General features: G+C 65.2%; 14 protein-coding genes and 1 tRNA gene. 9 read left to right on the top strand and 6 right to left on the bottom strand.

Features of this window, described 5'->3' with window-relative positions; all coding sequences use genetic code 11:
* Position 1 precedes the first annotated feature (1 nt).
* The gene (gene metX, locus HK108_RS03310; protein WP_139467254.1) at positions 2 to 1,036 is read left to right on the top strand and encodes a homoserine O-acetyltransferase MetX; all 1,035 of its coding nucleotides are present in this window, start codon (positions 2 to 4) and stop codon (positions 1,034 to 1,036) included.
* Between the two features lie 129 nt (positions 1,037 to 1,165).
* On the opposite strand, the gene HK108_RS03305 is transcribed toward metX, so the two are convergent.
* Both HK108_RS03305 and HK108_RS03300 read right to left on the bottom strand, forming a co-directional pair.
* The gene (locus HK108_RS03305; protein ID WP_172169554.1) at positions 1,166 to 3,205 is read right to left on the bottom strand and encodes an acyl-CoA dehydrogenase family protein; all 2,040 of its coding nucleotides are present in this window, start codon (positions 3,203 to 3,205) and stop codon (positions 1,166 to 1,168) included.
* Positions 3,202 to 3,813, bottom strand: coding sequence for a TetR/AcrR family transcriptional regulator (locus tag HK108_RS03300; protein ID WP_139467252.1), 612 nt, complete (start codon positions 3,811 to 3,813; stop codon positions 3,202 to 3,204). The genes HK108_RS03305 and HK108_RS03300 overlap by 4 nt, the downstream gene beginning before the upstream one ends.
* A 58-nt stretch (positions 3,814 to 3,871) precedes the next feature.
* On the opposite strand from HK108_RS03300, the gene HK108_RS03295 reads away from it, so the two are divergent.
* The 5 genes from HK108_RS03295 (at position 3,872) to HK108_RS03275 (ending at position 9,090) form a co-directional block, all read left to right on the top strand.
* Positions 3,872 to 5,161: an acetyl-CoA C-acetyltransferase gene (locus tag HK108_RS03295; protein WP_139467251.1), complete on the top strand. Its 1,290-nt coding sequence runs from the start codon at positions 3,872 to 3,874 to the stop codon at positions 5,159 to 5,161.
* The gene (locus tag HK108_RS03290) at positions 5,158 to 6,510 is read left to right on the top strand and encodes a 3-oxoacyl-ACP reductase (protein WP_181270507.1); all 1,353 of its coding nucleotides are present in this window, start codon (positions 5,158 to 5,160) and stop codon (positions 6,508 to 6,510) included. The genes HK108_RS03295 and HK108_RS03290 overlap by 4 nt, the downstream gene beginning before the upstream one ends.
* Before the next feature lie 11 nt (positions 6,511 to 6,521).
* Complete coding sequence (locus tag HK108_RS03285) at positions 6,522 to 7,358, top strand: MaoC family dehydratase (RefSeq protein ID WP_229663926.1); 837 nt, start codon at positions 6,522 to 6,524, stop codon at positions 7,356 to 7,358.
* A gap of 84 nt (positions 7,359 to 7,442) precedes the next feature.
* Positions 7,443 to 7,530: transfer RNA gene (locus HK108_RS03280), tRNA-Leu, on the top strand.
* A gap of 252 nt (positions 7,531 to 7,782) precedes the next feature.
* A complete protein-coding gene (locus HK108_RS03275; RefSeq protein WP_181270506.1) occupies positions 7,783 to 9,090 on the top strand; it encodes a M20/M25/M40 family metallo-hydrolase in 1,308 nt (435 codons plus the stop codon).
* On the opposite strand, the gene HK108_RS19060 is transcribed toward HK108_RS03275, so the two are convergent.
* Both HK108_RS19060 and HK108_RS03265 read right to left on the bottom strand, forming a co-directional pair.
* Complete coding sequence (locus tag HK108_RS19060) at positions 9,044 to 10,072, bottom strand: DMT family transporter (protein ID WP_181270505.1); 1,029 nt, start codon at positions 10,070 to 10,072, stop codon at positions 9,044 to 9,046. The genes HK108_RS03275 and HK108_RS19060 overlap by 47 nt on opposite strands.
* Before the next feature lie 4 nt (positions 10,073 to 10,076).
* On the bottom strand, positions 10,077 to 10,259 hold the full coding sequence (locus HK108_RS03265) for a DUF5703 family protein (RefSeq protein WP_139467246.1): 183 nt from the start codon (positions 10,257 to 10,259) through the stop codon (positions 10,077 to 10,079).
* Between the two features lie 58 nt (positions 10,260 to 10,317).
* Here HK108_RS03265 and HK108_RS03260 point away from each other — a divergent pair, with 58 nt between their 5' ends.
* Complete coding sequence (locus HK108_RS03260) at positions 10,318 to 11,031, top strand: histidine phosphatase family protein (protein WP_181270504.1); 714 nt, start codon at positions 10,318 to 10,320, stop codon at positions 11,029 to 11,031.
* A 78-nt stretch (positions 11,032 to 11,109) separates the two neighbouring features.
* Here the strand turns inward: HK108_RS03260 and HK108_RS03255 are convergent, their stop codons facing one another.
* Entirely contained in the window at positions 11,110 to 11,946 is an 837-nt protein-coding gene (locus HK108_RS03255; protein ID WP_139467244.1) for an undecaprenyl-diphosphate phosphatase, read from the bottom strand.
* 69 nt (positions 11,947 to 12,015) lie between these two features.
* On the opposite strand from HK108_RS03255, the gene HK108_RS03250 reads away from it, so the two are divergent.
* The gene (locus HK108_RS03250; RefSeq protein WP_172169536.1) at positions 12,016 to 12,930 is read left to right on the top strand and encodes an aldo/keto reductase; all 915 of its coding nucleotides are present in this window, start codon (positions 12,016 to 12,018) and stop codon (positions 12,928 to 12,930) included.
* A 29-nt stretch (positions 12,931 to 12,959) separates the two neighbouring features.
* Here HK108_RS03250 and HK108_RS03245 read toward each other — a convergent pair whose 3' ends face one another.
* The gene (locus tag HK108_RS03245) at positions 12,960 to 13,220 is read right to left on the bottom strand and encodes a hypothetical protein (protein ID WP_025778383.1); all 261 of its coding nucleotides are present in this window, start codon (positions 13,218 to 13,220) and stop codon (positions 12,960 to 12,962) included.
* 57 nt (positions 13,221 to 13,277) lie between these two features.
* Here HK108_RS03245 and HK108_RS03240 point away from each other — a divergent pair, with 57 nt between their 5' ends.
* Entirely contained in the window at positions 13,278 to 13,841 is a 564-nt protein-coding gene (locus HK108_RS03240) for a DUF3090 family protein (RefSeq protein WP_181270503.1), read from the top strand.
* The last annotated feature ends 2 nt before the right edge of the window (positions 13,842 to 13,843 follow it).

Raw genomic sequence — 13,843 nt, 5'->3', positions numbered from 1 at the left:
GATGACCACCCAGAGCACTTCCGTCGAACGGATCCTCGGCTTCGGCACGGACTCGGGACACACCTTCGGCACGGTCGAGATCGCCTATGAGACATTCGGCGCCCTCAACGCCGACCGGTCCAATGCGATCCTCATCGAGCATGCTCTGACCGGCGACACCCGCGTCACCGAATGGTGGGCGGGTGTCGTCGGGCCCGGGGAAGCCGTCGACACCGACAAGTACTTCGTGGTGTGTGCGAACTCCCTCGGAGGCTGCTCGGGAACGACCGGGCCGCAGTCGTCCTATGATGACGGTCTGGCCTACGGCTCCCGATTCCCTCGGGTCTCGATCCGCGACATGGCACGTCTGGAGCACAATCTCGCCCAGATCCTCGGCATCGACTCCTGGGTCGCCGTCATCGGCGGATCCATGGGTGGTGCGCGAGCGCTCGAGTTCGCTCTGTTGGACAGCCGGAAGGTCCGCAAATGTGCGGTCATCGCCGCACCGGCCTTCTGCGAAGCCGACCAGATCGCCTGGGCGATGATGCAGGAACGCGCGATCGAACTCGACGCCGACTACTACTCCGGAGACTATTCGGCCGTCGGCAGCTTCCCCAGTCATGGTCTCGGACTGGCCCGGCAGATCGCGCACCTGACGTATCGCAACGATGCCGATCTCAATGAACGCTTCTCCCGCCGCCTGCGTTCGGAGGACTACTACGAGGTGACCTCGTACCTGGACCATCAGGCCAAGAAGCTCACCGCCCGGTTCGATCCGCACAGCTATATCGTGCTCACACGTGCCCTGCGCGACCACGATGTGCGCCGAGGTCGCTCCTCCGACCTCACGGTGGCACTGGCCGACGCCTGCACCGACAACCTCGTGGTCTCCGTGTCCTCGGATCGGCTGTTCCCGCCGGAACAGGTGGGCATCCTCGCCGAGGCGCTGCCGGGGAGAGTGCGACACCACATCATCGACTCCCCGGTCGGTCACGACGGGTTCCTCACCGAGACAGAGAAGATCTCCGCGGTGCTCGCCGACTTCCTCGCCGACTGAGACCGTCGGGGCTGGCTGGTAGCGAGCACCGTCGCCAGCCGGCGACCCGAATCTCCCCAAGCACCAGAAGACCCCCGCAGACCGTTCGCTGCGGGGGTCTTCTGGTGTGCCCGGATCACGGGCCTGCGGTCACCGTGCGGCGGCCTTCGCCTTCTTCTTCGCGGCCTTGCGCAGCTGCTTCTCGTCGACCGGGAAGTCCTGACGAGCCCGCGCCCGACGGTAGTAGTCGGCGGCCTCTGCCTGACGCTCGGCTTCGACGCCGGAGGCGATGGTGGCCCGACGGTGGACATCCGAGTAGCCGAATGCTTCGACGAGGTCGAGGGCATTGGCGGCAAGCTTCTTGCACAGACGGTTCAGCGTCTCGTTGATCTGGCGTGCACGCGACATCGGCAGGCGACCGTACATGAGGTGCCAGGCCATGTGCTTCTCGATCAGTCCGAGACCGTAGGTGTCACGCAGACGACGGAAGGCCTTGGCCTGATCGGCGTCGGTCTGCTCCTTCATCTTCTCGTCCAGCGCCTTCCACTTCTCGAGCTCGACATAGGCGCGTGCCATCTCGATGAGCTCATGCTGGTGGACGTTGAACAGATCGGCCGCCTGCGCGGCCGGCATCTTCGTCGCAGGTCGCAGTGCCTGAGCGACTCCGGCGACCATGACCTCCAGTCGCGTTTCGAGCAGTGTCCGCTGCAGGCGTCCCGACCTGATCCGCTTGTCGCCGAGGTTCGGGGTCAGCGCATCCGAGATCGCCCGTCCGGCATTGGCCAGACCGGTGCGGTAGAGCGTATGTTCGGCGGCCTGGGTGCCGATGAAGCGGGCGGCTCCGCCGACGTCGAGGTTCGCGAATTCCTTGGCATAGTCGCCGAGGAGGCGCTTGGCCACGAGCTGCAGCAGCACCGTGTTGTCGCCTTCGAAGGTGACGTAGACGTCGAGGTCGGCGCGCAGCCCGACGAGGCGGTTCTCCGCCATGAATCCGGCACCGCCGCAGGCCTCACGGCATTCCTGGATGACGTCGAGCGCCATCCAGGTCGAGTCGGCCTTGAACGCAGCCGCCCGGGTCTCGAGCAGAGCCCGGTTCTCCTCGGAGTCATCGGCTCCGGCGAAGACCTCTTCGAAGGAGGTCAGCAGCTTCTCGTGCGCGAACGCCGAGGCGTAGACGGCGGCGAGGGCCGGCATGAGGCGACGCTGATGCTGGCCGTAGTCGAGCAGAGTCGTCTCGGCGAAGTCATCGCCGGCCGTGAACTGCTTGCGCTCGAGTCCGTAGCGCACGGCGATGTCGAGGGCGATCTTCGATGCGACCACTGAGGCGCCGTCGAGCGAAACACGACCCTGGACCAGGGTGCCGAGCATCGTGAAGAAGCGGCGTCCCGGCGATTCGATGGGGGAGGAGTACGTGCCGTCGGCGGTGACGTCTCCGTAGCGATTGAGCAGGTTGGTGCGTGGGATCCGCACGGAGTCGAAGGCGAGGCGACCATTGTCGACTCCCTTGAGCCCGCCCTTGTAGCCGTCGTCTTCGATCGAGACTCCCGGCATCGGCTCACCGGCCTCGTCGCGGACGGGCACGAAGAAGGCATGCACCCCGTGCTTGACACCTTTGGTGATGAGCTGAGCGAAGACGACGGCGGCCCGGGCATCGCGGGCGGCGTTGCCGATGTACTCCTTCGTTGCGGCCCGGAAAGGGGTCTCGATGACGAACTCTTCGGTCGCCTCATCGTAGGTGGCGGTGGTCGCCACGTTCGCCACATCGGAGCCGTGCCCGATCTCCGTCATCGCGAACGAACCCAGCAGACGGCCGGACTGAGCGTCGAGCAGCCACTTCTGATGCTGCTCCTTGTCTCCCAGATGGAGGATCGCTCCGCCGAAGAGTCCGAACTGGACGCCGGCTTTGATCTGCAGGCTCGGGTTGGCCGTGACGGTCTCTTCGAACCCGGCGACGTTCGTTGCGTGTTCGTTCTTTCCGCCCATCTCCGGTGACAGCCCGGTCATCGGCAGCCCGGTCTCGGCCATCATCATGACCCCGTCTAGGGTCTTCGCTCGTGCGGTGTCGAGATCATCGGCCGGATCGTCATGGGTCGACGGCTCTTCGGCCAGAGTCCGCCCGCGTCGGCGAGCTTCTGCCCAATGTCCGTCGAGGACGTCGTTGATGGCTTTCGGGTCAAGAGACAGCTTCATTGTTCTACTCCTCGTTGTTCGGGCAGGGTTGCCCAGAGCCAATGGGTGATGGTGGTGGCGAATTCCTCGGGCCGGTCCGGTCGGGACAGCCACGTCTCGGTGGCGGCGCGGACGAAACCGATCGCTCCGGCCGACCACAGCCGAGCCTGTTCGCCGCTCAGCCCGAGGCGTTCGGCCAGCTGCCCGGCAATGGAATTGAAGAAACCGCCGGTCTCCTCGGGCGCGAACCGGTTGACCGCGGTGTCGCAGAAGCGATACACGTTCGGAGAATTCGCGGCGAGCGTGACGAATGCGCGGATCATCGCGGCCAGGGACTCCTGCGCCGCGGCTGAGCCCTCGCCCTTCGCCGAGGCGGCCGCGGCCTCGTCGAGAGACCGGACGATGACGCCCATCGCCCATTCACCCATGGCCGCCTGCAGACCTGCCCGGTCGGTGAAGTATCGGTAGAGCACCGACTTCGACGTCCCGGTCGCGTCAGAGATCTGCTCCATCGACATATCGTCGCCGTACTCGTCGACGACGAGCCGCACGGAACGCAGAAGTTCGCGACGACGCTCATCGCGATGCTTCTGCCATCTCGTCGAGCGACCGTCTGTGATCGATTTCATGTAACCGACAGTATCAGGTACTGTCGGTATCGGCTAAATCAACCACTCGGAGGTGCACATGTCCGCTCCCAACAACCGCGCCGTCATCCTCGGCGGCAACCGAATTCCCTTCGCCCGCTCGAACAAGCAGTACTCGAAGGCCACGAACCTCGATATGCTCACCTCGGCCATCGACGGGCTCGTTGCCCGCTTCGGACTGGCCGGAGAGAACATCGGCGAGGTCGCCGGAGGTGCAGTCCTCAAGCATTCGAAGGACTTCAACCTCACCCGGGAAGCCGTGCTCGGCTCCGCCCTGGCACCGACGACCCCCGCCTTCGATCTCGGTCAGGCCTGCGCCACCGGCCTCGAAGCCGTGGTCAGCCTCAACAACAAGATCAATGCCGGGCAGATCGAATCCGGAATCGCCTCGGGCGTGGATTCGACGTCCGACGCTCCGATCGTCATCAACGATTCGATGCGCGAGATCCTCCTCGAGCTCACCCGTGCGAAGACGATGGTGCAGAAGGCGAAGATCGCCTCCCAGATCCGCCCCGCCTACCTCGCACCGCAGGCTCCGAGCACGGGCGAACCGCGCACGGGCTTGAGCATGGGCGAGCATCAGGCGATCACCACCGCCGCCTGGGGCATCAGCCGACAGGCCCAGGACGAACTGGCCGTGGCCTCCCACAAGAACCTCGCCGCGGCATGGGAATCCGGCTTCTTCGATGACCTCACCACCCCGTACCTCGGGGTCAGCCGCGATACGAACATGCGTGCCGACTCGACCGTGGAATCCCTGGCGAAGCTCAACCCCGTCTTCGGCAGGAAGCTCGCCACCGAGGCGACCATGACCGCCGGCAACTCGACTCCGCTGACCGACGGCGCCTCCTCGGTGCTGTTGGGCAGTGAGGATTGGGCAGACGAGCACGGCTTCACCCCGTTGGCGCGCCTCGTCGATGCCGAAGCCGCCGCCGTCGATTTCGTCGACGGCGACGAAGGTCTGCTCATGGCCCCTGCCTACGCAGTTCCGCGGCTGCTGGCCCGCAACGGGCTGACCTTCGATGATTTCGATGTCTTCGAGATCCACGAGGCATTCGCCTCCACCGTGCTCTCGCACCTGGCCGCCTGGGAATCCGAAGAGTTCTGCAAGGATAAGGTCGGTCTCGATGCGGCGCTGGGCACCATCGACCGCGACAAGCTCAACCCGCTGGGCTCGAGCTTGGCCGCCGGCCACCCCTTCGCCGCCACCGGCGGACGCATCATCGCCAGCACCGCCAAGCACCTGAAGACCACCGGCAAGAAGCGCTCCCTGGTCTCGATCTGCGCTGCAGGCGGACAGGGACTCACTGCGATTGTGGAGGCAGCATGAAAGACACCTATCTCTCCCTCGTCAACGGACCGCTGAAGCAGGTGGCCAAAACCCTCGGTCTGCCGCAGCCGGTCGAACTCAATCGCTTCGGCTCCACCCCGGCGTCCTATGAGAACAAGCCGGTCCTCGTCCTCGGCACCGGTCCCGGGGCCCAGGGGCTGGCCGATCAGCTGCTGGAGAACGGACTTGAGGTCCGCCGCAACGCACAGACCGGTGAGAAGCTGCGGGCCGTCATCGCCGTCCTCGACGATGCGCAGTCCCCGGCTGACCTGTCACCGGTCGTGCTCGAAATCGGCGCCGCCCTGCGTTCGCTTGCCACCTGCGGTCGAGTGATCACAATCTCGACGGCACCGGATGCGCAGAACCAGACACCGGAGCAGGCCGCCACCGCCCAGGGCATCACCGGCTTCACCCGGTCCGTCGCCCACGAGATGCGCGCCGGCTCGACCGCCAACGGAATCTTGCTCGACGGCGTCGACCTCACCGCACCCTCGGTGAATGCGGCCCTGTGGTTCCTGCTCTCGGGCAAGTCCGCTTATGTCTCCGGCCAGTTCCTCACGGTGTCTTCGGACGCCGGTCAGCGGCTGAGCCTGGACGAATTCATGTCCACCGGTGACGCCGGCCCGCTGGCCGGTCGCACTGCCGTGGTCACCGGTGCCGCACGTGGAATCGGAGCCGCGATCGCCGAGAACCTCGCCCGCGACGGCGCCTACGTCATCGGCGTGGACATGCCGCAGGCAGGGCAGGCGCTGGCGCAGGTGATGAACCGGATCGGCGGCAAGTCGCTGCAGCTCGACATCACCGCAGCCGATGCCCCGGACAAGATCGCCGAGGCGCTCGGGGCACCCGTGGACGTCCTCGTCCACAACGCCGGCATCACCCGCGACAAGATGCTGGCGAACATGGACGCGGCCAAATGGGATTCTGTCATCGCCGTCAACATCGCCGCGCAGACGATGATCAATGCGCGCCTGGCGGAGAAAGGACTCTTCGCCGACGGCGCCCAGGTCGTCTCCCTGGCCTCGACCTCGGGAATCGCGGGCAACCGCGGCCAGACGAACTATGCGACCTCGAAGGCCGGCGTCATCGGACTCACGGCCTCCTCGGCGGAGGACTTCGCCGCCCGCGGGGGAGCGATCAACGCGGTGGCACCCGGCTTCATCGAAACGGATATGACCGCGAAGATGCCGACTCTCACACGCCAGGTCGCGCGCCGGCTCTCGAGCCTGCAGCAGGGCGGGCAGCCGGTCGATGTGGCCGAAGCGATCGGCTTCCTCGCATCCAGCGGTGCCCGCGGCATCAACGGACAGACGCTGCGTGTCTGCGGTCAGAACATGGTGGGTGCATGATGGCGGATTCGATGCTTCCCATCTATGCCCGTGCCCTGCTCAAGACCCTGCCGGTGGGCCCGCGCACCGGTCCGGAGCTGCCGGACCATGCGATCGATCGCAGCATTCCGCTCGAACCGGTCGCCTATGCGGGCTTCGCCCACGTCGTCGGTCACGGTCTGGACGATATCGTCCACCCCGGCTACCTGCACATCCTCGGCTTCCCGCTGAGCATGCAGCTGTTGGCCGACCCCGAAGTGCCGCTGCCGATGATGGGGATGGTCCACATCCACAATCGCGTCGATATGCATTCGCAGGCCCGCCTCGGCGAGGTTGTGGACTTCCACCTCGAGCTCGCCGGTCCCTTCGAGCACACGAAGGGCACCACGATCGAGGTCCGGCTCGAGGCGAAGGTCGACGGTCGTCCCGTGATGGACGAGGTCTCGACGTACTTGGCCAAGGGGCGGAAGCTCTCCGGAGCCAAGCCGAAGGCACAGGTGCCGCACCTCGAGTTCACGGCGCCGCAGCCCAGTGCCCTGTGGCGTCTGGATCCGATCATCGGTCAGCGCTATGCGAAGGTCTCCGGTGACTACAATCCGATCCACCTCAACGGTCTGGCCGCGAAGGGATTCGGATTCCCACGGCAGATCGCCCATGGGATGTACAGCGCCTCCCGGGCGTTCTCGGCAATGGATCCGCGGCTCGAGTCCTACCGCTGGGATGTGTCCTTCGCGAAGCCGATCCTGCTGCCCGGCACGGTCGGCTATGCGCTGACCTCCGGGCGTCGTCACGAGGCTGCGGAGTCGGCGGTCTTCGACCTGAAGAACGGCAAACCGCACGTCCTCTCGCGGGTGGCACACCTCGAATGATGGCGTGATAAGTGCAGTGCGTCACAAAACCCGATTTCGATTTTGCGACACCGCTTCGCGCATGTAGAGTTATCTCTGTTGCCAGCGCGAGTGGCGGAATTGGTAGACGCGCTAGCTTGAGGTGCTAGTGCCCAACTTATCGGGCGTGGGGGTTCAAGTCCCCCTTCGCGCACAACGAGGAGATGGCCTCCGGATTTCGATCCGGAGGCCATTTTCGTATTCGGCAGTCGGAGACGTCTGCGGCATCGGGGCTTCTGCGGGTTCAATGATCATCCGCCCCGATCCCGATCACCACGGATGAACTTCTGACCCGCTGATACACGCCCGTTCGTCTGTGAGCCGGGCTCGCGGGTGGGATACGGTGGTGACTGTCAGGCCGATCACAGCACTGCCGCGTGATCGAACCACCATCGAGGGGAGTCCCGTGTTTGATTTCAGCACCGCAGAGGACGAAGTCACCGAACTGTGCCGTCAGCTCATCCGCATCGACACACAGAACTGGGGCGGGAACAAAGCCAACCCGGAGCTGCCGGCCGCCGAACTCATCGCGTCCTGGCTCTCCGAGGTTGACCTGAAGTCCGAAATCGTCGAATCCTCCCCGGGCCGGGCCAATCTCGTCGCTCGTGTGAAAGGCTCCGATCCGGAGGCTCCGGCACTCGTCGTCCACGGCCACACCGACGTCGTTCCGGCGGCCGCGGAGGACTGGAGCGTCGACCCCTTCGAAGGAGTCGTCAAAGACGGTCTGCTGTGGGGCCGCGGAGCGGTGGACATGAAGAACATGGACGCGATGATCGTCGCGTCCGTCCGTGCCATGCTCCGTCAGGGACTCACTCCGCGTCGGGACCTCGTGATCGCGTTCTTCGCCGACGAGGAGGCCGGAGGAAACTACGGTGCCCGCCATATGGTGCGCAACCGTCCCGAGCTGTTCTCGGGAGCCACCGAGGCGATCTCGGAGGTCGGCGGCTACTCCGTCGACGTCCGCGGCCAGCGGATCTACCTCATCCAGACGGCAGAGAAGGGGCTGGCCTGGCTCAACCTCGTCGCTCACGGCACCGCCGGACACGGATCTCAGCGAAACGACGACAACCCCGTCACGCGGCTCGCCGCCGCGATCACCCGGATCGGCAACCACCCGTGGCCGCAGGAGATCCCCCGGGCCACAAGGAAGCTCCTCGAAGGCGTCTCGGAGCTCACGGGAATCGAGTTCACGGCAGAGACGATTCCGCAGCTGCTCGCCGAGCTGGGTTCGGTCGAGAAGTTCGTGGCACCGACCCTGCAGAACACCTCCAACCCGTCGTTCCTCGAAGCCGGATACAAACACAACGTCATTCCCGGCACCGCGACCGCCTACGTCGACTGTCGCACTCTGCCGGGACAGCACGAGGACGTCATGCTCAAGATCAAGGAACTCGCGGGGGAGGGGATCGATATCACCGCCGAGGACGAAGGCGAGGCGCTCGAGTCGCCGTTCGACACTCCGCTGGTCGCGCAGATGCAGAAGAGCCTGCTCGCCGACGACCCGAGCGCGAACGTCCTGCCCTATACGCTCTCCGGAGGCACGGACAACAAGTCGATGGCCGAGCTCGGAATCACCGGCTACGGCTTCGCTCCGCTCCAGCTGACCGGCGACCTCGACTTCCCGGCCATGTTCCACGGCGTCGACGAGAGGGTGCCGATCTCGGCGCTCAAGTTCGGGACGCGGGTCCTCGGCGACTTCCTGATGAAGGCCTGACCGCTGATTTGGGCCTGACCGCTGAAGTTGAAGGCCCGACCGGCACCGGCAGAATCGTCACGACGATACCGATGAGCACTCCGATGGCGCTGAGCACCGTGGTCAGCGTGACATCGGAGCCGGGAATCGGCAGCAGCACATCGAGGGCCAATGCCCCGACGAGGTTGCCGAAGAGCGCGAACAGGCTGAGCAGCAGCACACCCAGCCTGGCTACGGTGACCGTCGTCAGGGCGATGAAGACCACCCCGAAGGCCCCGCCGAGGAGGATCCACCACTGATCCGGCGCGGTCGGGAATTCGCGCCAGGGATGTCCGGTCATGAGCAGGACGAATGTGCCGACGACGAGTGCTGCGAAGCCGACCGTGAAGTTCACCGTCGTCGCGACCACCGCCGATTCGGCAGCAGCCCGGATACGGCCGTTGAACGCCTGCTGCACACTCGTCAGTGCCCCGGAGACGAGCGGGAGCAGGGGAGTCCACAGCGGAATCCCCGACTGCAGGCGGTCACCTGCGGCGAAGGCCAGGGAAGCGAGGACGATGACCACGCCGAGGATGCGCAGGACGCTCAGACGCTGACGGCCGCCCGGCGGCAGCTCGGTGGCATCGACGATGAGCCCACCGGTGACCTGGCCGGAGACGAACGCCATCGTGAACATGGCCACGCCGATCCGCGGAATGGTCGTGGCCTGTGCGATGACGACGAGGCAGCCGCTCAAGCCCCCGAGGAGCATCCACCAGGGCAGCGTACGATCCCGCAGCAGCGCGATGAGACGTCGGCCGGCAGCACGGGATCGGGCCGAGACTGCCAAGGCGATGCCGACACAGAGGAGGCCGACGAAGAATGAGACGAGCGCGGCGAAGACGGCATGTCCGAGCACCTGCCCGAGCAGACCGTTCGCTCGTCCCTGCAGGGACATCGCCGCTCCTGCAGTGATCGTGACGAGGCCGGCAGTGAGAACAGGAACGAGGGAAGGCGATCTCACACCATCAGCTGCTCATCGTCAACGGCATGATCTTCCGGCGCAGCCACACGGTGCGGACTCCGCCGACCGATATGCGGGTGCGGGCGAGCTCCCATTGGCCGTATTCCGCCTGGTCGTTGAGTTCCTGCAGGCTGACCGACCGCGGCACATCACGAGAGAACGAGACCTTGCGGAACTCGTATGTCATACGTGGACGCTGACGTTTCATAGCCTCACCCTAGACGATCTGGGCTAATCTTGAGGGTATGCCCGTCATCGTTCTGCTGCGGCACGGCCTCTCCAGCGCCAACGTCTCCGGAATCCTGGCCGGACGCGCACCCGGCGTGTCCCTCACCGATGAGGGAACCCGGGCACTGCGGGCCAACCTCGAACTGCTGCCGCATCGGCACTTCACCCAGCTGCTGCATTCGCCCCTGCAGCGCTGCGAACAGACCGCATCGATCGCAGCCGAAACAGCTGACTTCGATCGCATCGACGTCGACGAGGCCGTCATCGAGCTCGACTACGGCGAATGGACGGGCCGGCCACTCAAGGAACTGGGCCAGGAGCCCCTGTGGGCGACCGTAGTGAAGTCGGCGTCGCAGGCCAGGTTCCCCGGAGGGGAATCCATCACCGAGGCGGCCGAACGTTCCACAGCCCGAGTCCGTGATCTCGTGGCCCAGCTGCGTAAGGACGAACGTGCCGATGCCGAAGCACGGCCCGATGCAGTGCCCACGGACGGTACCGAGAAATCGGCGCCGCCTCGGTGGGCGATGATCGTCTCCCATGGAGACATCATCAAGGCGATCATCGCCGACGCCCTGGGGATGCCGCTGGACGATTTCCAACGGCTGAGCGTCGCTCCCGGATCGTTCACGGTCATCGACTTCTCCGGTGACAGGCCGGTGCTCGCGGCGATGTCGGTGACCGCCGCCGGACTCGCCCAATCGGCCGCCGTCGGCGGCGGCGGAATGCGCTGATCCCGGCACTCAGGAGCGAATGCCGGGATCAGATGATGCTGGAGTGTCGGACGACAGCCCGAAATGAAACGCGCGGGCTCAGACTGCTGCGAGGACTCCGGTGCCGAGCAGGATGTAGAGGACGATGCCCAGGGCCACGCGGTACCAGACGAAGATGGCGAAGGACTTCGTCTCCACGTACTTGAGGAACCAGTGGATGACGACGAGACCGAGAGCGAACGAAATCACTGTGGCGAGGATCGTCGGTCCCCAGCCGAGAACCATGGCTTCACTCCGACCGAGCGTCTGCGCCACACCGTAGAGACCGGAACCGACGACGGCGGGAATGGCGAGCAGGAACGAGTAGCGAGCCGCCGCTGGACGATCGAAGCCCATGAAACGGCCGGCCATGATCGTGCCGCCCGAGCGTGACACGCCGGGAATGACGGCGAGCGCCTGCGCGAAGCCGAACAGGATGCCCTGACCCCAGTTCATGTCCTCGAGGGTGCGTTCGCGTTTCCCGGCCCAGTCGGCGATGCCGATGATGAGACCGAAGACGATGAGCATCGTCGCGGTGATCCAGAGGCTGCGCAGTGCACCCTCGATGTAGTCCTGGAAGAGCAGGCCGATGATGACGATGGGAATCGAACCGACGATGATCAGCCAACCCAGGCGCACCTCGGGGTCCCTGCGATCATGCTTGCCGACGAGTGCCTTGCACCATTTGGAGATGATTGTGACGATATCGCGCCAGAAGTAGACGACGACGGCCGCCTCGGTGCCGATCTGGATGATGGCGGTGAAGAACGCGCCCGGATCCGAACCGGGCAGCATAAGTTCGCCGACGATGCGCACATGCGCCGAGGAGGAGATCGGGAGGAACTCGGTGAGTGCCTGCACGATTCCGAGCACGGCAGCGACCAGCCAGTCGTACATACGACTCCTTGAGAATATGAGGTGGGAACGAAACCACGGTAGTCGCAGCATCGGGTAACCTCAAGAAGCATGAAGCACCAACGCCTCGGCACTACCGGTCTGGACGTCAGCGATGTGGGTCTCGGAACCTTCGAGTGGGGGCATCGGGTCGATGACCAGGTCGCCCAGCGCCTCGTCGATGAGTACAAAGACGCAGGTGGCAACCTCATCGAGCTGCCCAGCTCGGCTACGATCTCCGCCGAGGTGCTCGGACGGCTGAGACTTCCCGAAGAGATTCTGCTGCTGGCCCGGGTGGGCGTGTCCATCAGTGAACCCGGCCACATCGAGGCCGGACTCGGGCGCTCGAGAATCCTCAGCCAAGTCGATTCCCTGCTGCGCACAGTCGGTCGCGACCACCTCGACGTGCTCGTCCTCGACGTCTTCGATGCCGAGGTCGACCGTGCCGAGACCGCATCGGCGGTCGAGACCCTGCTCACTCTCGGGAAGATCCGCTACGTGGGCGTGTCCCACCACACCGGTTGGCAGCTGGCGGAGATGCGCGGGGCCGGGATTCCGGTCGCGTGTGTCGTCGCAGAATACTCGCTGCTCAACCGCGAGGCCGAGGCAGAGCTCGTTCCGGCCGCCGACTATGCGGGAGTCTCACTCATCGCCGGAGCGGGACTGGGGCGCGGAGTGCTCACCGACAAGTACCGGAACGCGACTCCCCAGGATTCGCGGTTGGCGGGGGAGCTGAGCGAATACGCCGGTGCCTACCTCGACGAGCGGTCGAACCGTGTGCTTGCCGGCGTCCGTCGTGCCGCGACCGCTCTGGGCGTGTCGACATTGGACATCGCCCTGGCGTTCAACCGACAGCACGGTATCGCGAGCACCCTGGTCTCGCCGCGCACTTCGGCACAGCTGGCCGAGGTCACCGCCAGCGAGGTCGAACTGGCGGATGAGATCGCCGAAGTGCTCGACCAGATCTCCTGGGGTCCGTCGGACTAGAGCGGCAGGTCCGACGCTCTGTCAGGCCCTCAGTCGTCCTCGTCGTCATCGTCGAGGAGGAACTCGTCATCGTCCTTGGCATCCTCGACGTCATCGAAGAGTTCGAATGGAGTGACTTCGTCGAACGCGGTGTAGATCGCGTCTTCGTAGATTTCGAAGGCATCGGCCAAAGCCATATAAGCGGCTTCGACTCGGGGGTCTTGGTCACCATTGCGGTGCGCGGATGCAGCGTAGTGCTCTCTCACTGCTTCGAGGAATGCGTCCAGGGCCTCACGAGGATCAGTGCTCATGACTCAAATGTATCCCAGGCCGGACCGTCATGTAAGTCTTTGAACTAGGCTGAAGACATGGCAGCTCTGTACGACCACCCCACACCCGATCGTTTCGTCGTCGGCACAATCGGACTCCCCGGTGAGAGGACGTTCCTCCTCCAGGCGAAGTCCGGCAACGCGCTGACGACCGTGGTCGTCGAGAAGGAGCAGGTCGAGATCCTCTCCGACCGGATCACCGAACTGCTCGATATGGTGATGATCAAGGATACGGCCGCGCGGGTGCCGCAGACGGCGCTCGACGATCTCATCGACAACGCCGGGCTCAACGTGCCCATCGAACCGGAGTTCCGCGTCGGCACGATGAGCCTGGGCTGGGACACCGTCAAGCACGAACTCGTCATCGAATGCTTCGAACTCACCGAGGCGGACGCCCAGGCCGGAACCTCCGCCGACCCCGATGACGACGAAGTCGAACGCGAAGTCCTGCGCATCGTCCTCGGCGCCGCCGCCGCCCGAGAATTCGCCCGCCGCGGAGAACAGGTCGTCAGCGCCGGACGCGGAGACTGCCCGTTCTGCTCCCTCCCGCTCGAACCCGACGGCCATCTGTGTCCCCGGGCCAACGGGATCCCGCGCGCCTGAAC

The organism is Brevibacterium sediminis, from assembly GCF_013623905.1.
Lineage (GTDB): Bacteria > Actinomycetota > Actinomycetes > Actinomycetales > Brevibacteriaceae > Brevibacterium > Brevibacterium sediminis.
This window is presented reverse-complemented; position numbering and strand designations above follow the sequence as displayed.